The organism is Roseococcus sp., assembly GCF_965227005.1.
Classification (GTDB): domain Bacteria; phylum Pseudomonadota; class Alphaproteobacteria; order Acetobacterales; family Acetobacteraceae; genus Roseococcus.
Genome location: NZ_CBDDFJ010000017.1, coordinates 342,035 through 354,728 on the forward strand (window position 1 = coordinate 342,035; position 12,694 = coordinate 354,728).

Annotated in this window: 14 protein-coding genes; 6 read left to right on the plus strand and 8 right to left on the minus strand. The window is 70.6% G+C overall.

What is annotated here, in order from left to right; all coding sequences use genetic code 11:
• Positions 1-16: 16 nt before the first annotated feature.
• Positions 17-1,165, minus strand: coding sequence for a deoxyguanosinetriphosphate triphosphohydrolase (locus ACO057_RS08100; RefSeq protein ID WP_421990418.1), 1,149 nt, complete (start codon positions 1,163-1,165; stop codon positions 17-19).
• An 81-nt stretch (positions 1,166-1,246) separates the two neighbouring features.
• Between ACO057_RS08100 and ACO057_RS08105 the strand changes: the two genes are divergently transcribed.
• Both ACO057_RS08105 and xth read left to right on the plus strand, forming a co-directional pair.
• Positions 1,247-1,594 (plus strand): HesB/IscA family protein, encoded by a 348-nt coding sequence (locus ACO057_RS08105; RefSeq protein WP_421990420.1) that lies wholly within the window; start codon positions 1,247-1,249, stop codon positions 1,592-1,594.
• A gap of 44 nt (positions 1,595-1,638) precedes the next feature.
• Positions 1,639-2,403 carry an exodeoxyribonuclease III gene (xth, locus tag ACO057_RS08110; protein ID WP_421990422.1) on the plus strand — a complete coding sequence of 255 codons (765 nt, stop codon included), beginning with the start codon at positions 1,639-1,641 and terminating at the stop codon, positions 2,401-2,403.
• On the opposite strand, the gene ACO057_RS08115 is transcribed toward xth, so the two are convergent.
• The 3 genes from ACO057_RS08115 to ltnD all read right to left on the minus strand — a co-directional run bounded on the left by ACO057_RS08115 (position 2,339) and on the right by ltnD (position 3,775).
• Positions 2,339-2,599: a hypothetical protein gene (locus ACO057_RS08115; protein ID WP_421990424.1), complete on the minus strand. Its 261-nt coding sequence runs from the start codon at positions 2,597-2,599 to the stop codon at positions 2,339-2,341. The two genes, xth and ACO057_RS08115, sit on opposite strands and share 65 nt — an antisense overlap.
• 35 nt (positions 2,600-2,634) lie before the next feature.
• Positions 2,635-2,799, minus strand: coding sequence for a hypothetical protein (locus ACO057_RS08120; protein ID WP_421990426.1), 165 nt, complete (start codon positions 2,797-2,799; stop codon positions 2,635-2,637).
• Positions 2,800-2,863: 64 nt separating this feature from the next.
• Positions 2,864-3,775 (minus strand): L-threonate dehydrogenase, encoded by a 912-nt coding sequence (gene ltnD / locus ACO057_RS08125; protein ID WP_421990428.1) that lies wholly within the window; start codon positions 3,773-3,775, stop codon positions 2,864-2,866.
• A gap of 56 nt (positions 3,776-3,831) precedes the next feature.
• Here ltnD and ACO057_RS08130 point away from each other — a divergent pair, with 56 nt between their 5' ends.
• The gene (locus ACO057_RS08130; protein WP_421990430.1) at positions 3,832-4,794 is read left to right on the plus strand and encodes a hypothetical protein; all 963 of its coding nucleotides are present in this window, start codon (positions 3,832-3,834) and stop codon (positions 4,792-4,794) included.
• Positions 4,795-4,862: 68 nt separating this feature from the next.
• Here ACO057_RS08130 and solA read toward each other — a convergent pair whose 3' ends face one another.
• Positions 4,863-6,044, minus strand: coding sequence for an N-methyl-L-tryptophan oxidase (gene solA, locus ACO057_RS08135; RefSeq protein WP_421990432.1), 1,182 nt, complete (start codon positions 6,042-6,044; stop codon positions 4,863-4,865).
• A gap of 112 nt (positions 6,045-6,156) precedes the next feature.
• On the opposite strand from solA, the gene ACO057_RS08140 reads away from it, so the two are divergent.
• From ACO057_RS08140 to ACO057_RS08150, 3 genes are read left to right on the plus strand one after another with little or no spacing between them, the layout of a single operon-like run.
• Complete coding sequence (locus ACO057_RS08140; protein WP_421990434.1) at positions 6,157-6,795, plus strand: hypothetical protein; 639 nt, start codon at positions 6,157-6,159, stop codon at positions 6,793-6,795.
• A gap of 46 nt (positions 6,796-6,841) precedes the next feature.
• Positions 6,842-8,074 (plus strand): putative DNA modification/repair radical SAM protein, encoded by a 1,233-nt coding sequence (locus ACO057_RS08145; RefSeq protein ID WP_421990436.1) that lies wholly within the window; start codon positions 6,842-6,844, stop codon positions 8,072-8,074.
• Positions 8,074-9,501 (plus strand): UdgX family uracil-DNA binding protein, encoded by a 1,428-nt coding sequence (locus ACO057_RS08150; protein WP_421990438.1) that lies wholly within the window; start codon positions 8,074-8,076, stop codon positions 9,499-9,501. Before ACO057_RS08145 ends, ACO057_RS08150 begins: the two co-directional genes overlap by 1 nt.
• Position 9,502: 1 nt before the next feature.
• Here ACO057_RS08150 and ACO057_RS08155 read toward each other — a convergent pair whose 3' ends face one another.
• The 3 genes from ACO057_RS08155 to bla form a co-directional block, all read right to left on the minus strand.
• Positions 9,503-10,786 carry an amidase gene (locus tag ACO057_RS08155; RefSeq protein WP_421990440.1) on the minus strand — a complete coding sequence of 428 codons (1,284 nt, stop codon included), beginning with the start codon at positions 10,784-10,786 and terminating at the stop codon, positions 9,503-9,505.
• Positions 10,787-10,933: 147 nt separating this feature from the next.
• Complete coding sequence (locus ACO057_RS08160; RefSeq protein ID WP_421990442.1) at positions 10,934-11,836, minus strand: response regulator transcription factor; 903 nt, start codon at positions 11,834-11,836, stop codon at positions 10,934-10,936.
• Positions 11,766-12,614, minus strand: coding sequence for a class A beta-lactamase (bla, locus tag ACO057_RS08165; RefSeq protein ID WP_421990444.1), 849 nt, complete (start codon positions 12,612-12,614; stop codon positions 11,766-11,768). The genes ACO057_RS08160 and bla overlap by 71 nt, the downstream gene beginning before the upstream one ends.
• Positions 12,615-12,694 lie beyond the last annotated feature (80 nt).

Here is a 12,694-nt window from a genome sequence, read left to right on the forward strand (position 1 = left end):
TGGAGCCCTGCCGCGCTCAGCCCCCCACATGCGGGTCGGTGAGCCGGCGGTATTCCTCCAGCGCGAAACGGTCGGTCATGCCGGCGATGTAGTCGCAGACCGTCTCGGCGGCCTGGGCCGTCCCCGCCTCGCCCGCTCGCGCGCGCCAGGCGTCGGGCAGCATCTGCGGGCCGCCATGAAGCAGCTGGAACAGGATCTGCAGCGCCCGCTTGGACTTCTGGGTCGCCCGGTTCACCCGGAAGTGGCGGTACATCCGCTCGCGCAGGAAGACCCGCACATCGGCATTGGCGCGCGCCATCTCCTCGCTGAAGGCCACGACGGGGGCTGACGCCATGCGGATGTCCTGCGCGCTGGCCGGCGCCAGGGCCGCGATGCGGCGTTCCGCCTCCGCCGTCACGTCGTTGACCATGGCCGAGATCACGCGGCGCACCATCTCCGGGGCGGCCCGGTCGGCCGGCATGTCCGGATGGGCGGCGCGGGCTTGCGCCAGCGCGCCACCAGGCAAAGCGAGCTCCGCCACCTCCTCGATCCGGAACAGCCCGGCGCGAATGCCGTCCTCCAGGTCGTGGTTGTTATAGGCGATGTCGTCGGCGAGGGCCGCGACCTGCGCCTCGGCGCTGGCATGGGTGCCGAGCTCCAGGTCATGCTTCGCGTTGTATTGCAGGAGGTAGGAGGCCGGCCGGCGCACGGGCCCATTGTGCTTGGCCAGCCCCTCCAGCGTCTCCCAGGTGAGGTTCAGCCCGTCGAAGCCGGCATAGCGCCGCTCCAGCAGGGTCACGTGCTTGAGGCTCTGGGCGTTGTGGTCGAAGAGGCCCCTGGGGCGCATGGCCGTGTTCAGCGCTTCCTCGCCCGCATGGCCGAAGGGCGGGTGGCCGACGTCATGCGCGAGCGCCAGGGCCTCGGCGAGGTCCTCCTCGAGTCGGAGGCGGCGCGCCAGGCTGCGGGCGATCTGCGCGACCTCGATGCTGTGGGTCAGCCGGGTGCGGAAATGATCGCCCTCGTGGAAGACGAAGACCTGGGTCTTGTATTGGAGGCGGCGAAAGGCGCGGGAGTGGATGACCCGGTCGCGGTCGCGCTGCCAGGGGCTGCGCGTCGGGTCCTCCGGCTCGGGGTAGAGGCGGCCGCGCGTGGTGGTGACCGCCCAGGGCGCGAGGTTCTCTGCCATGCCCGCAGGGTTATCAGGCGCGGGCGCAGGTGGAAATCCCGATACGTCGGGCCTACATTACCCATCAAGGAGAGCCCGCTCATGCCCGACGGTACCCAGATCCGTGCCTTCAACGTCACTCCCCGCGCCGCGGAGGAGATCGCCGCCATCGCTGAACGCCAGGGCCGCACCGGCGCCGGGTTGCGCGTGAGCGTCTCCGCCGGCGGTTGCTCGGGGCTGCAATATGGCTTCGACTTGGAGGAAAAGACCGGCGAGGACGACCTCGTGGTCACGGTCGAGGGCACGCATGTCTATGTGGACGGCGTCTCGCTCGACTTCCTGGCCGGGTCGGAGCTGGATTGGCACGAGGCGCTGATCGGCTCGCATTTCGTGGTGCGCAATCCCCAGGCGACCAGCGGCTGCGGCTGCGGCGTGAGCTTCGCGGTCTAAACCACGGCGCTTGCCCCAGGCGCGGTCTGACGCCACAAGACGCCATGCGCCTCGCCACCTTCAACGTGAATTCCATCCGCCGCCGGATGCCCCATCTCGGCCGCTTCCTGGCGCGGCACGAGCCCGACCTCGTCTTCCTGCAGGAGACCAAGTGCAAGGACGAGGAATTCCCTGCACTTGAGGCCGAGGGTTATCGCTGTAAATCCGTGGGCCAGCATGGCGGGCGCAATGGCGTGGCCGTGGTCGGGCGCGGAGATTTCGAGGTCATCGCCGAAGCCCTGCCGGGCGAGGATGCGGACAACCACGCCCGCTTCATCGCCGTGCGCAAGGACGGCATCGTCGCGGCCGGGATCTACCTGCCCAACGGCAATAGCGGCGGCGAGGAGGGCATCGCCTATAAGTGGCGCTGGATGGACCGGCTGCGCCACTGGGCCGCCGCCCATCTCGATGCCTTCGAGCCGCTGGTGATCCTCGGCGACTACAATGTCTGCCCGACGAACCGCGATCTCGCGCCCGGCGCCCTGCCGCCGATGGACGCGCTGGTGCATCCGCAATCGCGCGCGCGCTGGCAGGCGCTGACCCATCTCGGCCTGACCGACGCGCTCCTGGCGCTGCACCCCAAGGACGCGCCCTTCACCTATTGGGACTACGGCGCGGCCTTCGAACAGAATCGCGGCCTGCGCATCGACCACGCGCTGCTCTCGGCGGAGCTCGCCGAGCGGCTCGTCGGCTGCGGCGTGGATCTCACCGCCCGGTCGGAGGAAAGCCCGTCGGATCACGCTCCGGTGTGGATCGATCTGGCGGACTGATCCGCAAGGGGCCGCCGACGACCATCGGCGGCCGGTCGTTCCAGCCTGACGCCCAGGGGAGGTAGCGCCCCATGCCCTCGGCGGGGGCCGGATAGACGGTCGGGTCGGGCGCCGTCACCCGCTGGCCGGGCGATCGGGCATGCAGCCCGCAGCCCGTCAGCAGCGTCGCGGTCAGCAGGATCAGCGCAGGCCTCATGCCGCCAGGGCAGCACGCGGCGATGCGCCCGTCCATCAGCCGATCACGAAGCGCGCCAGCACCCAGGCCAGGAAGAACCCCAGCCCCGCCGAGACGGCGAGCTGCGCCGACATGATCGGCAGGGGAGGCCCGGCCTTGGTCCGGTTGGTCCGCGGCATGGGCGGAATGCGCAGGTCGTCGGAGGGAAAGGTCGTGCTCATGGGCATGATCAAAACATGAACATTCCGACCAGGCAAGCGGAATCTTCATGCTTTGTTCTCTCCTCTATTCAGGCCTTCGCGCCTCCGCGCCCCCCTCCTCGCCGGGCAGCGCGAAGCCCGCGATGGCCTGCCACACGCGCAGCACGAAGGCGTCGTCGCGCTTGCCCTGGCCGATCGCCCGCTGCGCCACGAAGAGCTGCAAGGCCTGGGCCGCCAGCGGCACGGGCAGCGCGGATTCCCGCGCCATCGCCTCCACCAGCCCCAAATCCTTCACGAAGATGTCGCCCGCCGAGAGCGGCGTGTCGTCGCCCGCCAGCACATGCGCCATCCGGTTCTTGAACATCCACGAGGCGCCCGCCGCGCCGTTCACCACGCCATAGACCGTGTGCGGATCGAGCCCCGCGCGCAGCGCCAGCGCCATGGCCTCGGCCGCCGCCGCGATATGCACGCCCGCGAGCAACTGGTGCACGACCTTCATCGCCGCCCCCTGTCCCGGTTCGGCGCCAAGGTTCCAGACCTGGACCGCCACGGCGTCGAGCAGCGGCCCGGCCGCCGCGAAGGCCGCCTCGGAGCCGCTGGCCATCACGGTCATCCGCCCCTCGCGCGCGGCCACCGCCCCGCCGGAGACCGGCGCGTCGAGGTAGAGCAGTCCGAATTCCGATGCCTGGGCCGCCAGCTTCCTCGCGTCCCCCGGCGCCATCGTCGCCGAGCAGATCACCACGCCGCCGGGAGCCAGACGCTGCGCCGCGCCGTCCTCTCCAAAGAGCGCGGCCGCGGCCTGGGCCGCATTCACCGTGAGCACCAGCACCGCCGCCTGCCCCGCGTCGAGATCCGCGCCGCGCGCCACGGCGCGATTGCCGAAGGCCTGGCGCGCCGCCTCGCTCGGATCCACGCCCGTCACCTCCAGCCCCGCCCGCAGCGCGCTGGCCGCGACGCCGCCCCCCATGCTGCCGAGTCCGATCACCGCGCATTTCATGCCAGATCCTCCCCCACCCTTGCCCCGCGGGCCGCCCAGGCCATAACTTCCCAGGCATGCGAAAGTCCCGCCTCATCCTGGCCGGCCTTCTGGTCAGCTTGCCGCCCACGACCCTCCTTGCCCAGACCGCCCTTCCGCCCGGACGCGTCTATGTCGCGCGCGACGGCGCCACCACCAGCATCGTGATCCTGGGTCGGATCTCGCCCGAGACCGAGGGCGCCTTCACCGCCGCGGCCGCCGCCAATCGCGGGGCGCGGGTGGTGCTGAACAGCGGGGGCGGCGCGTTGACGCCGGCCCTCGCGATCGGCCGCTACATCCGCGAGAACCGTCTCCAGACCTATGTGCCCGACAGCTCCGGCTGCTTCTCGGCCTGCTCGCTGATGTGGCTCGCGGGCACCGAGCGCCATATCGGCCTGGGCGCGCGGATCGGCTTCCACGCGGCCTATATCGCGCAGCAGGGCGGGCCGGGTCAGGTCAGCAGCGCGGGCAATGCGGTGATCGGGGCCTATCTCAGCCGGCTCGGCTATAATGACGGCGCCATCCGACTCTTCACCGCCGCGCCGCCCAACCAGATCGTGGTGGTGAAGCCCCAGCAATTCGAGCAGAACGGCGTTGCCGTGCGGCAGACGGCGGGGCGTATGCCCGCCGCGCCGGACGGCCCCGGCGGCGGCACGACGACGGCCGCGGGCGCGCCGGGCAGCTTCGCCGGGATCTGGGTCGGTCAGTACCAGTGCGGCAAGGAGACCGTGGCGGCACGCATGTCGGTGCGCGAGGAGAATGCGAGCCGTCTGCTGGCAAAGTTCGATTTCGGGCCCGTGCAGGGCGCGGCGGCGCCGCGCGGGTCGTTCCGGATGCAGGGATCGCGGCAGCGGAACGGGACGATCCAGCTCGCCCCGGAAGGGACGCCCAGCCTGCCGCAAGGCGGGCGCGCGGTGTCGGTGACGGGCACGGTGAGCGGGGACAGCTTCGCGGCACAGATCGCGGGCTGCTCGCCGGCGACCTGGCGGCGTTTGCGCTGAGGTTCGGGAGCGGCGGCGACTGTGGCGGGAGCGGGCAAGCCAAGAAGCGCGCCGCGCCGCACAGCCCCCTACCCGGCCGCCGACGCGAAGCTGTCCAGGCCGAAGGGCGAGAGGTCCAGCCCCGCCTCGCCAAGCACGCGCTGCGCCAGCGCCTCGCCCATGCCGGCCGAGTGCTTGAAGCCATGCCCGGAGCAGGCGGAGACCGCCAGGATGCGATCCTCTCCCGGCAGCGTATCGGCGAAGAAATGCGCGCGCGGCATCACCGTGTAGAGGCAGGACGCCGCGCGCAGGAGACGCGGCGTGACGCCCAGTAGCCGGCCCTTCACATGGGCCTCGTACATGCTGCGGCTGTCCTCGGCGGCGACCTCGCGGTCCACCGTGTCGGGATCGTCGTCGCGGGCATAGGTCTCGGTCGCGACCTTCACGCCGCCATCCTGCGCCGAGGCGGGGAAGCCGTAGAAGGAATCGGCCTCGCTCGGGCCATGGATCCAGATGAAGATCGGGAAGCGGTCGCCGCCGTAATCGGCTGGATTGGCGGGGGCATACCAATGCAGCGCCTGGCGCTGCACGCGGGCCAGCGGGCGCAGCGGCGGCACCAGGCCGGGCATCCAGGCGCCCGCCGTCATGACGCAGCGGCCAGCCTCGACCACGCCCTTGTCGGTCACGACGCGCACGCTCTCGCCGTTCTGGCGGCATTCCAGCACCGTCTCGCCCAGGCGCAGCCTGGCACCCCGGCGCTCGGCGAGCCGCAGCTGCGTCGCCACGGTCTGCTCCGGCGAGACCCAGCCGGCCTCGGGCTCGTAATAGCCCCGCTCGTCGCCGCGCAGGCCGAACTGGGGGAAGCGATGGCCGATCTCGGCGGCGTTCAGCACCTCGTGCCGGATGGCGAATCGCTCGGCCACGGCGATGCTGCTGGACACGAAGTCGTCGCGGCCGTGATGCCGCGTCGTGCTCTCCCGGCCCGACAGGATGAGGCCGCCGACCTGGGAGAAAAGATCGCCGCCGCCCTCGCGCTCCAGCTCGCGCCAGATCTCGTGCGAGCGGATGACCAGCGGCGCATAGGCCGCGCCCTCGCCCACGGCCATGCGCGTGATGCGGCTCTCGCCATGGGTGGAGCCGAGCGTGTGGGGCGGGTGGAACCGGTCGATGCCGATGGCCTTCACGCCGCGCTTCGCCAGCTGATAGAGCGTGGCGCTGCCGAAGGCACCGAGCCCGATGACGACGACGTCCGCGGTGGTGATGGCGGTCATGGGCAGGCTTCTTCCTGGCAGGGCGGGCGCGGAGCCTAGCCTAGCCTGGCCCTTGCCCGCCGCCCATGCGGATCGTGGTGCGAGAGGCCAAGACCTGTTCTAGGGTGTCTCCATGCGCCTCGCTTTGCTGCTCCTGATGCTCCTCCTGGCCCCGGGCGCTTCCGCCGTGGCGCCGCCATCGGAGGAGGCGCCGCGCGTCTCCATCGAGCGCTTCGGTGGACGCCTGGTCGTGCTGATCTCGGGCCCCATCCTCGAGGCGACGGAGGCCGCCTTCCCCCTGGCCGTCGCCGAGGCCGGCGGGCGGCCGCTCGTCTTCCTCGACAGCCCCGGCGGCCTCATCCAGTCGGGCCTGGCGATCGGCCGGTTCATCCGCGCCCACCGGCTCGAGACGGTGGTGCCGAACCGGGCGAACTGCTTCTCGTCCTGCGGCTTGATCTGGCTGGCCGGCAGCCAGCGCTGGATCGGCGAGGGTGGGCGGGTGGGCTTCCACGCGGCCTCCTCCGCCCCGCCGCGCGGCCGGGGCGCGGGGCGGGTCAGCAGCTCGGGCAATGCGCTGGTGGGGGCCTATCTCGGCCAGCTCGGGATGAACGACCTGCAGATCGGCGTGCTGACGGAGGCCTCACCCGGACGGATGCTGGTGCTGAACAGCCTGCGGCCCGAGCAGCTGGCCGAGCTGGGCATCGCCTATCGGCGGGGCATGCCGGGGGCTTCGACGCGGCCGTCGCGCGCCGCCAAGCGCCCCACGGGGTGACATTTTGCTTGATCTTCCAGTATGGAACATTTAGTGAACAAATGCCATGCAGCTCACGCTTTCCGAACGCCTCGCCATCCTTTCGGACGCGGCGAAGTATGACGCTTCCTGCGCGTCCAGCGGCACGGATCGCCGGGATTCGGCGCGATCGGGTGGGCTGGGCTCGACCGAGGGCGCGGGCATCTGCCACGCCTATGCCCCGGACGGGCGCTGCATCTCCCTGCTGAAGATCCTGCTGACGAACTTCTGCATCTATGACTGCGCCTATTGCATCAACCGCTCCTCCAGCAACGTGCAGCGCGCCCGCTTCACGCCAGAGGAGGTCGTCTGGCTCACGATGGAATTCTACCGGCGCAATTATGTGGAGGGGCTGTTCCTCTCCTCGGGCATCATCCGCTCCTCCGACCACACGATGGAGCAGATGGTCCGCATCGCGCGCGAGCTGCGGACCACCCACGGTTTTCGCGGCTACATCCACCTCAAGACCATCCCCGAGGCCTCCCAGGCCCTGATCGAGGAGGCCGGGCTCTATGCCGACCGGCTCTCCATCAATGTCGAGATGCCGACCGATGCGGGCCTCGCGAGCCTCGCGCCCGAGAAGCGCCCCGCCGGCATCCGCCGCGCCATGGCGGGGCTGCGGACGAAGATCGAGGAGAAGAGCGAACCGACGATGCGCACGAAGAAGCGCCAGCGCTTCGCCCCGGCCGGGCAGTCCACCCAGATGATCGTGGGGGCCGACGATGCGAGCGACGCGACCATCCTCGCCACCAGCGGCCGGCTCTATGGCAGCTACGGGCTGCGGCGCGTCTATTATTCCGGCTTCAGCCCCATCCCCGACGCCTCCTCGCGCCTGCCGCCGCAGAAGCCGCCGCTGATGCGCGAGCACCGGCTCTACCAGGCCGACTGGCTCTTCCGTTTCTACGGCTTCGGCATCGAGGAGATCACGGCGGCGCAGCCCGCGGGCATGCTCGATCTCGACATCGACCCCAAGCTCGCCTGGGCGCTCGCGCGGCGCGAGCAATTCCCGGTCGATGTGAACCGCGCGGCGCGCGAGATGCTGCTGCGCGTCCCCGGCCTCGGCGTGAAGGCGGTGAACGCCATCCTGGCCGCGCGGCGGCACCGCGGCATCCGGCTGGACGATCTGGCGCGGCTGCGCATCTCGCTGCGCAAGGTGCGGCCCTTCATCGCGACCGCCGACTGGACGCCGCGCCATCTGATCGACCGCGCGGATCTCGGCGCGCTGATGCGCCCGGCGGCCGAGCAGCTGATCCTGCTGTGATGCGTACCATCCGCCTGCGCCACGCCGCCGATTTCGCCGAGTGGCGCGACGCGGCGCGGACGCTGCTGCTGGGCGGTGTCGCGCCGCATGAGGTGGACTGGCGGCAAAGCGAGGAAGGCCTCTTCGGCGAGGAGGCCCCGCCGCCGCCCGTGGCCCCTTCCCCGCGCGTGCCGCCCTCCTTCCTGGAGCTCGCCAGGGCCGTGATCTGCCATGGCGACCCGGCGCGGCACGAACTGCTCTACCGCATGATCGCGCGGCTGCAGGTGGAGCCGCATCTGCTCTCCGATGCGATGGACCGCGACGTCGTGGCCGCGCGTCGGCTGGAGAAGGCGGTGCGCCGCGACGCGCATAAGATGACGGCCTTCGTCCGCTTCCGCGAGACGCCCGCGCCCGAGGGCGCGCGCCGCCGCTTCGTCGCCTGGTTCGAACCCGAGCATCACATCGTCGCACGCACGGCGCCCTTCTTCGCGCGGCGTTTCGCCGACATGGACTGGATGATCCTGACGCCCAGGGGTTCCGCCTCGCTCACGGGCGAGACGCTGCGGACCAGCGAGGAGCCTGCGCCGAAACCGGACCTGTCCGACCCCACCGATGCGCTGTGGCTCACCTATTACCGCAACATCTTCAACCCGGCGCGGCTGAAGGTGAAGGCGATGATGGCCGAGATGCCCAAGAAGTACTGGGCCAACCTGCCCGAAGCCGCGCTCATCCCCGAGCTCATCGCCGGCGCGCCGGCGCGCGTGGCCGCCATGGCCGAGCAGATCCTGCGCGAGGCGCCCGCCTTCCACGCCCGCCTCCAGGCGCGTGCGCCCGTCGAGCCGGAACTTCCGAGCCAGGGTCTCGCCGGGCTGCGCGAGCAAGCGCGCAATTGCACGCGCTGCCCACTGCATTGCCAGGCGACGCAGACGGTCTTCGGAGAAGGCCCGGATCAGGCCAAGCTTATGATCGTGGGTGAGCAGCCGGGCGACCAGGAGGATCTTCAGGGCCGCCCCTTCGTCGGCCCGGCCGGACAGGTCTTCGACGACGCGATGCGCGCGGCCGGCCTCGATCGCTCGGCCGCCTATGTCACCAATGCGGTGAAGCACTTCAAATACGAGCTGCGCGGCAAGCGCCGCATCCACCAGTCGCCCGATGCCGGCGAGGTGGAGCATTGCCGCTGGTGGCTGAACCAGGAAATCCAGCTGATCCAGCCCCGGCTAGTGGTGGCGATGGGCCGCACCGCCGTCGCTGCCCTGACGGGCCAGACGCCGAAGCTGGCCGATCTGCGCGGGCGGGTGCATGCGCTGGATCCGGGCCGCGCGATGATCGCGACCGTCCATCCCTCCTATCTGCTGCGCCTGCCCGATGCGGCGGCCCGCGGGCGCGAAACCGCCCGCTTCCACGAGGATCTGGCGGCCGCGCGCGACTGGCTCAGCGCCGCCGGCTAAATCACCCCTGGAGGGCCTGGTGCAGCCATTCGCCCCACATGAGCGCCGCCGCATCCTCGCCGCGCCGGGTCACGATCTGCGCGCCGAGCGGCAGGCCCTTCGGCCCCACCCCCGCCGGCACGGTAACGGCCGGCGTGTGCAGCAGCGTCCAGAGCGTGTTGAAGGCCGGATCGCCCGTGGCGGCGATACCGGCGGGCGCCTCGCCGGGGGCCGAGGGCGTCAGCACGGCGTCATAGCCGGCGATGGCGGCGGGGAAAGCGGCCTGCGCGGCGGCGAAGGTGGCGCGGCCCTGGGCCAGCTTGGCGCGCGGCTCGGAGAGACCCCATTCCATGCGGTCGCGCAGCACGTCGCTCAGGCCCTCGCGCGCATGGTCCAGCTCCCAGCCCAGCGCCTCGGCGCTTTCCATCTGCATGACATGCGGGTGCAGCGCCAGCGCCTCGAGGAAGGGGCCGCCGAGCTCGACGGGCGTCACCGTCGCGCCCTTGGCGCGTGCGGCGAAGGCGACCTTCTCCATCAGCTCCAGCGTCTCGGGCGCGGCCATCTTCGCGGTCGGGCCCAGGATGAGCGCGAGGCGCGGCGCCTTGGAGGGCTTCGCGATGGAATGGTCGAAGCCGGTCAGCGCCGTCATGCCCAACGCGATGTCCGGCACGTTGCGGGCCATGATGCCGATGGTGTCGAGGCTCTCGCTCATCACCTTCATGCCGGCACGGTGGAAGGTGCCCCAGCTCGGCTTGAAGCCGACAGCGCCGCAATAGGCGGCCGGGCGGATGATGGAACCCGCGGTCTGCGTGCCGAAGGCGAGATGCAGCACGCCCGCCCCCACGCCCGCCGCCGAGCCGGAGGACGAACCGCCCGGCGTATGCGCCGGATTGTGGGGATTGGTCGTGGGTCCCGGATGGCGCGTGGCGAATTCCGTCGTAACGGTCTTGGCGAGCACCGCGCCCGCGCGCCGGGCGAGCGCCACGCAGGCCGCGTCGCTCTTGGGCTTGTGTCCGGCCCAGATGGGCGAGCCGTATTGCGAGGGCTGATCGAAGGTGTCCAGCACGTCCTTCACGCCGAAGAACAGTCCCGCGAGCGGCAGATGCCGGCCCGCCTTGATCGCCGCATCCACCTCGGCCGCCTGCTTTCGCATCAGCGCCGGCTTCAGATGCGCGAAGGCCTGCAGCACCTTCTCGCGTTTGGCGATGCGCGCGAGCATGGCCTCGGCGAGGGCGCTGGCGCTGAGCTTGCCGGCGGCGATCTGCGCGGCGGCTTCGGAGGCGGAGAGGGTCGAGGGATCGGTCATGGAGGTGAAGGCTAGGGCGGATTTTTCCCGGCGCAAACCGAGGAAAATCACGCGCCCGGATGCCCGCAACGACCGGAGTGGCGCGATCATCGCCACCTTCGGGGTTCATCGCCGAATCTTTATACTCTCCGGGCGCGCCCGGAGAGTTCAGGCTTCCGCGAAGCCCGTGAAGTAGTAGCCGCGCCCGCGCGCCGCCAGGATGACATCCCCGCCGCCCGCATCGCGGATCTTCAGGCGGATCTGATAGATCAGATTGTCGATGGAGCGATCCTCCGCGCGATAGGGGCGCGAGAGCACCTCGCGGCTGAGCGCGTCGCGGCTGATGGGCTCGCCGACCTGCCGGGAGAGGACGAGGACGAGCTCGAACTCGGTCGCCGTCAGTTCCAGCGCGACATTGGCGGGGGTGTAGATGCGCCGTTCCCTGGGCTCGATCCGCCAGGCCGCCTTTCGCTCCGAGGAGACGGTGCCGCGCCGCAGATGCGCGCGCACGCGCGCCAGCAGCTCGCGCGACGAGATGGGCTTGCTCAGGAAATCATCGGCCCCGAGCTCGAGGGCGATGATGCGATCGGCCTCGACGCGATTGCCCGTCAGCATGACGATCGGCGCGTCGGTCACCGGGCGAATCTGATGGATGCGTGACAAGGTATCCACCCGCCCCAGCATTTGATCCATGAGAATCAGGCCCGGCGCGATCTTGGCGACCGCAGCCATGGCCGCGTCCCAATCATGAACCACGAGGGTCGGATAATTGAACGCCATCAGCGCGTCGGCTATTTCCGTCGCAAGCGCAATGTCGTCCTCGATGATCAATATGGGCTGCTCAGCGGGCCCCGTTGTCATTTCTGATTCCTGTTGATGGTACCCAACCCGCAGCGATCCTACTCCCGCGGCACTGATACATGCTAGTCCCGACTGAAGAACAGGGCTGCCCGGAATACAGACACCGGCGGGTGATATCGCATCGCCATCAATGCCGCAGTTATCCGGGCCAGGCGGCAATGATACGCCCCACCTCGCGATGAACACCATCTCGTTTCGGGCCTGTAGCATCCGCCCTGTCGTAGAAGAATGCCACCACCAGCGGCGCGCGCCCCGGCGGGCGAAGCAGCGCCACCACATTGGCCCAGCTCCCGCCCGTCCCCGTCTTGTCCGCCGCATGCCATCCCTCCGGCAGCCCGGCGCGGATTCGGGCACGGCCGGTCGGGCTCGCGGCCATCCATCCCTCGAGCCGCTCGCGCGAGTCGGGGGAGAGAACCTCGCCCAGCAGGATCAGGCGCAGCGTCATCGCCATCTGACGGGCGGTGCTGGTGTCCATCTCGCCCAGGGGACGGTTGAGGCTCGGCTCGTTGCGGTCGAGCCGCGTCAGCGGATCGCCGATCCCGCGCAGCCAGCGCGTCAGCCCGACGGGGCCGCCGAGCGAGGGCAGCAGCAGGTTCGCGGCCGTGTTGTCGCTGAGCCCGACCGTGGCCTCGGCCAGCGTCGCGACCGGCAGGCCGCCCTGGGCCACATGCTCCCGCGCGACCGGGGCGTATTCGAGCAGGTCCGCCGGGCTGTAGTCCACGCGGCGGTCCAGCCGCTCCTCGCCGGCATCCACCCGCGCCAGGACGGCCGCGGCCAGCAGGGCCTTGAAGGTGCTGCACATCAGCACGCGATCCTCCGCGCGGTGGGCCAGACTGCGGCCCGAGCCGGTGTCCAGCGCGAAAACATGCAGGCGGCCGCCCTCGCGTCGCTCCAGCTGTGACAGGGCGTCTTGTTCGGCCGCGAGAGCCGGTGCGGCGATGAGCGCGCTCAGCGCGGCAAGCCCACGACGGGGCAGGGAATATGACATGGCATTCTCCTCTCCCCTTCCCTACACCCCTGGCGTGGCCCGCGCGAGGTTGCGCCGCAACATTCGCCCTCCTAGGCTTG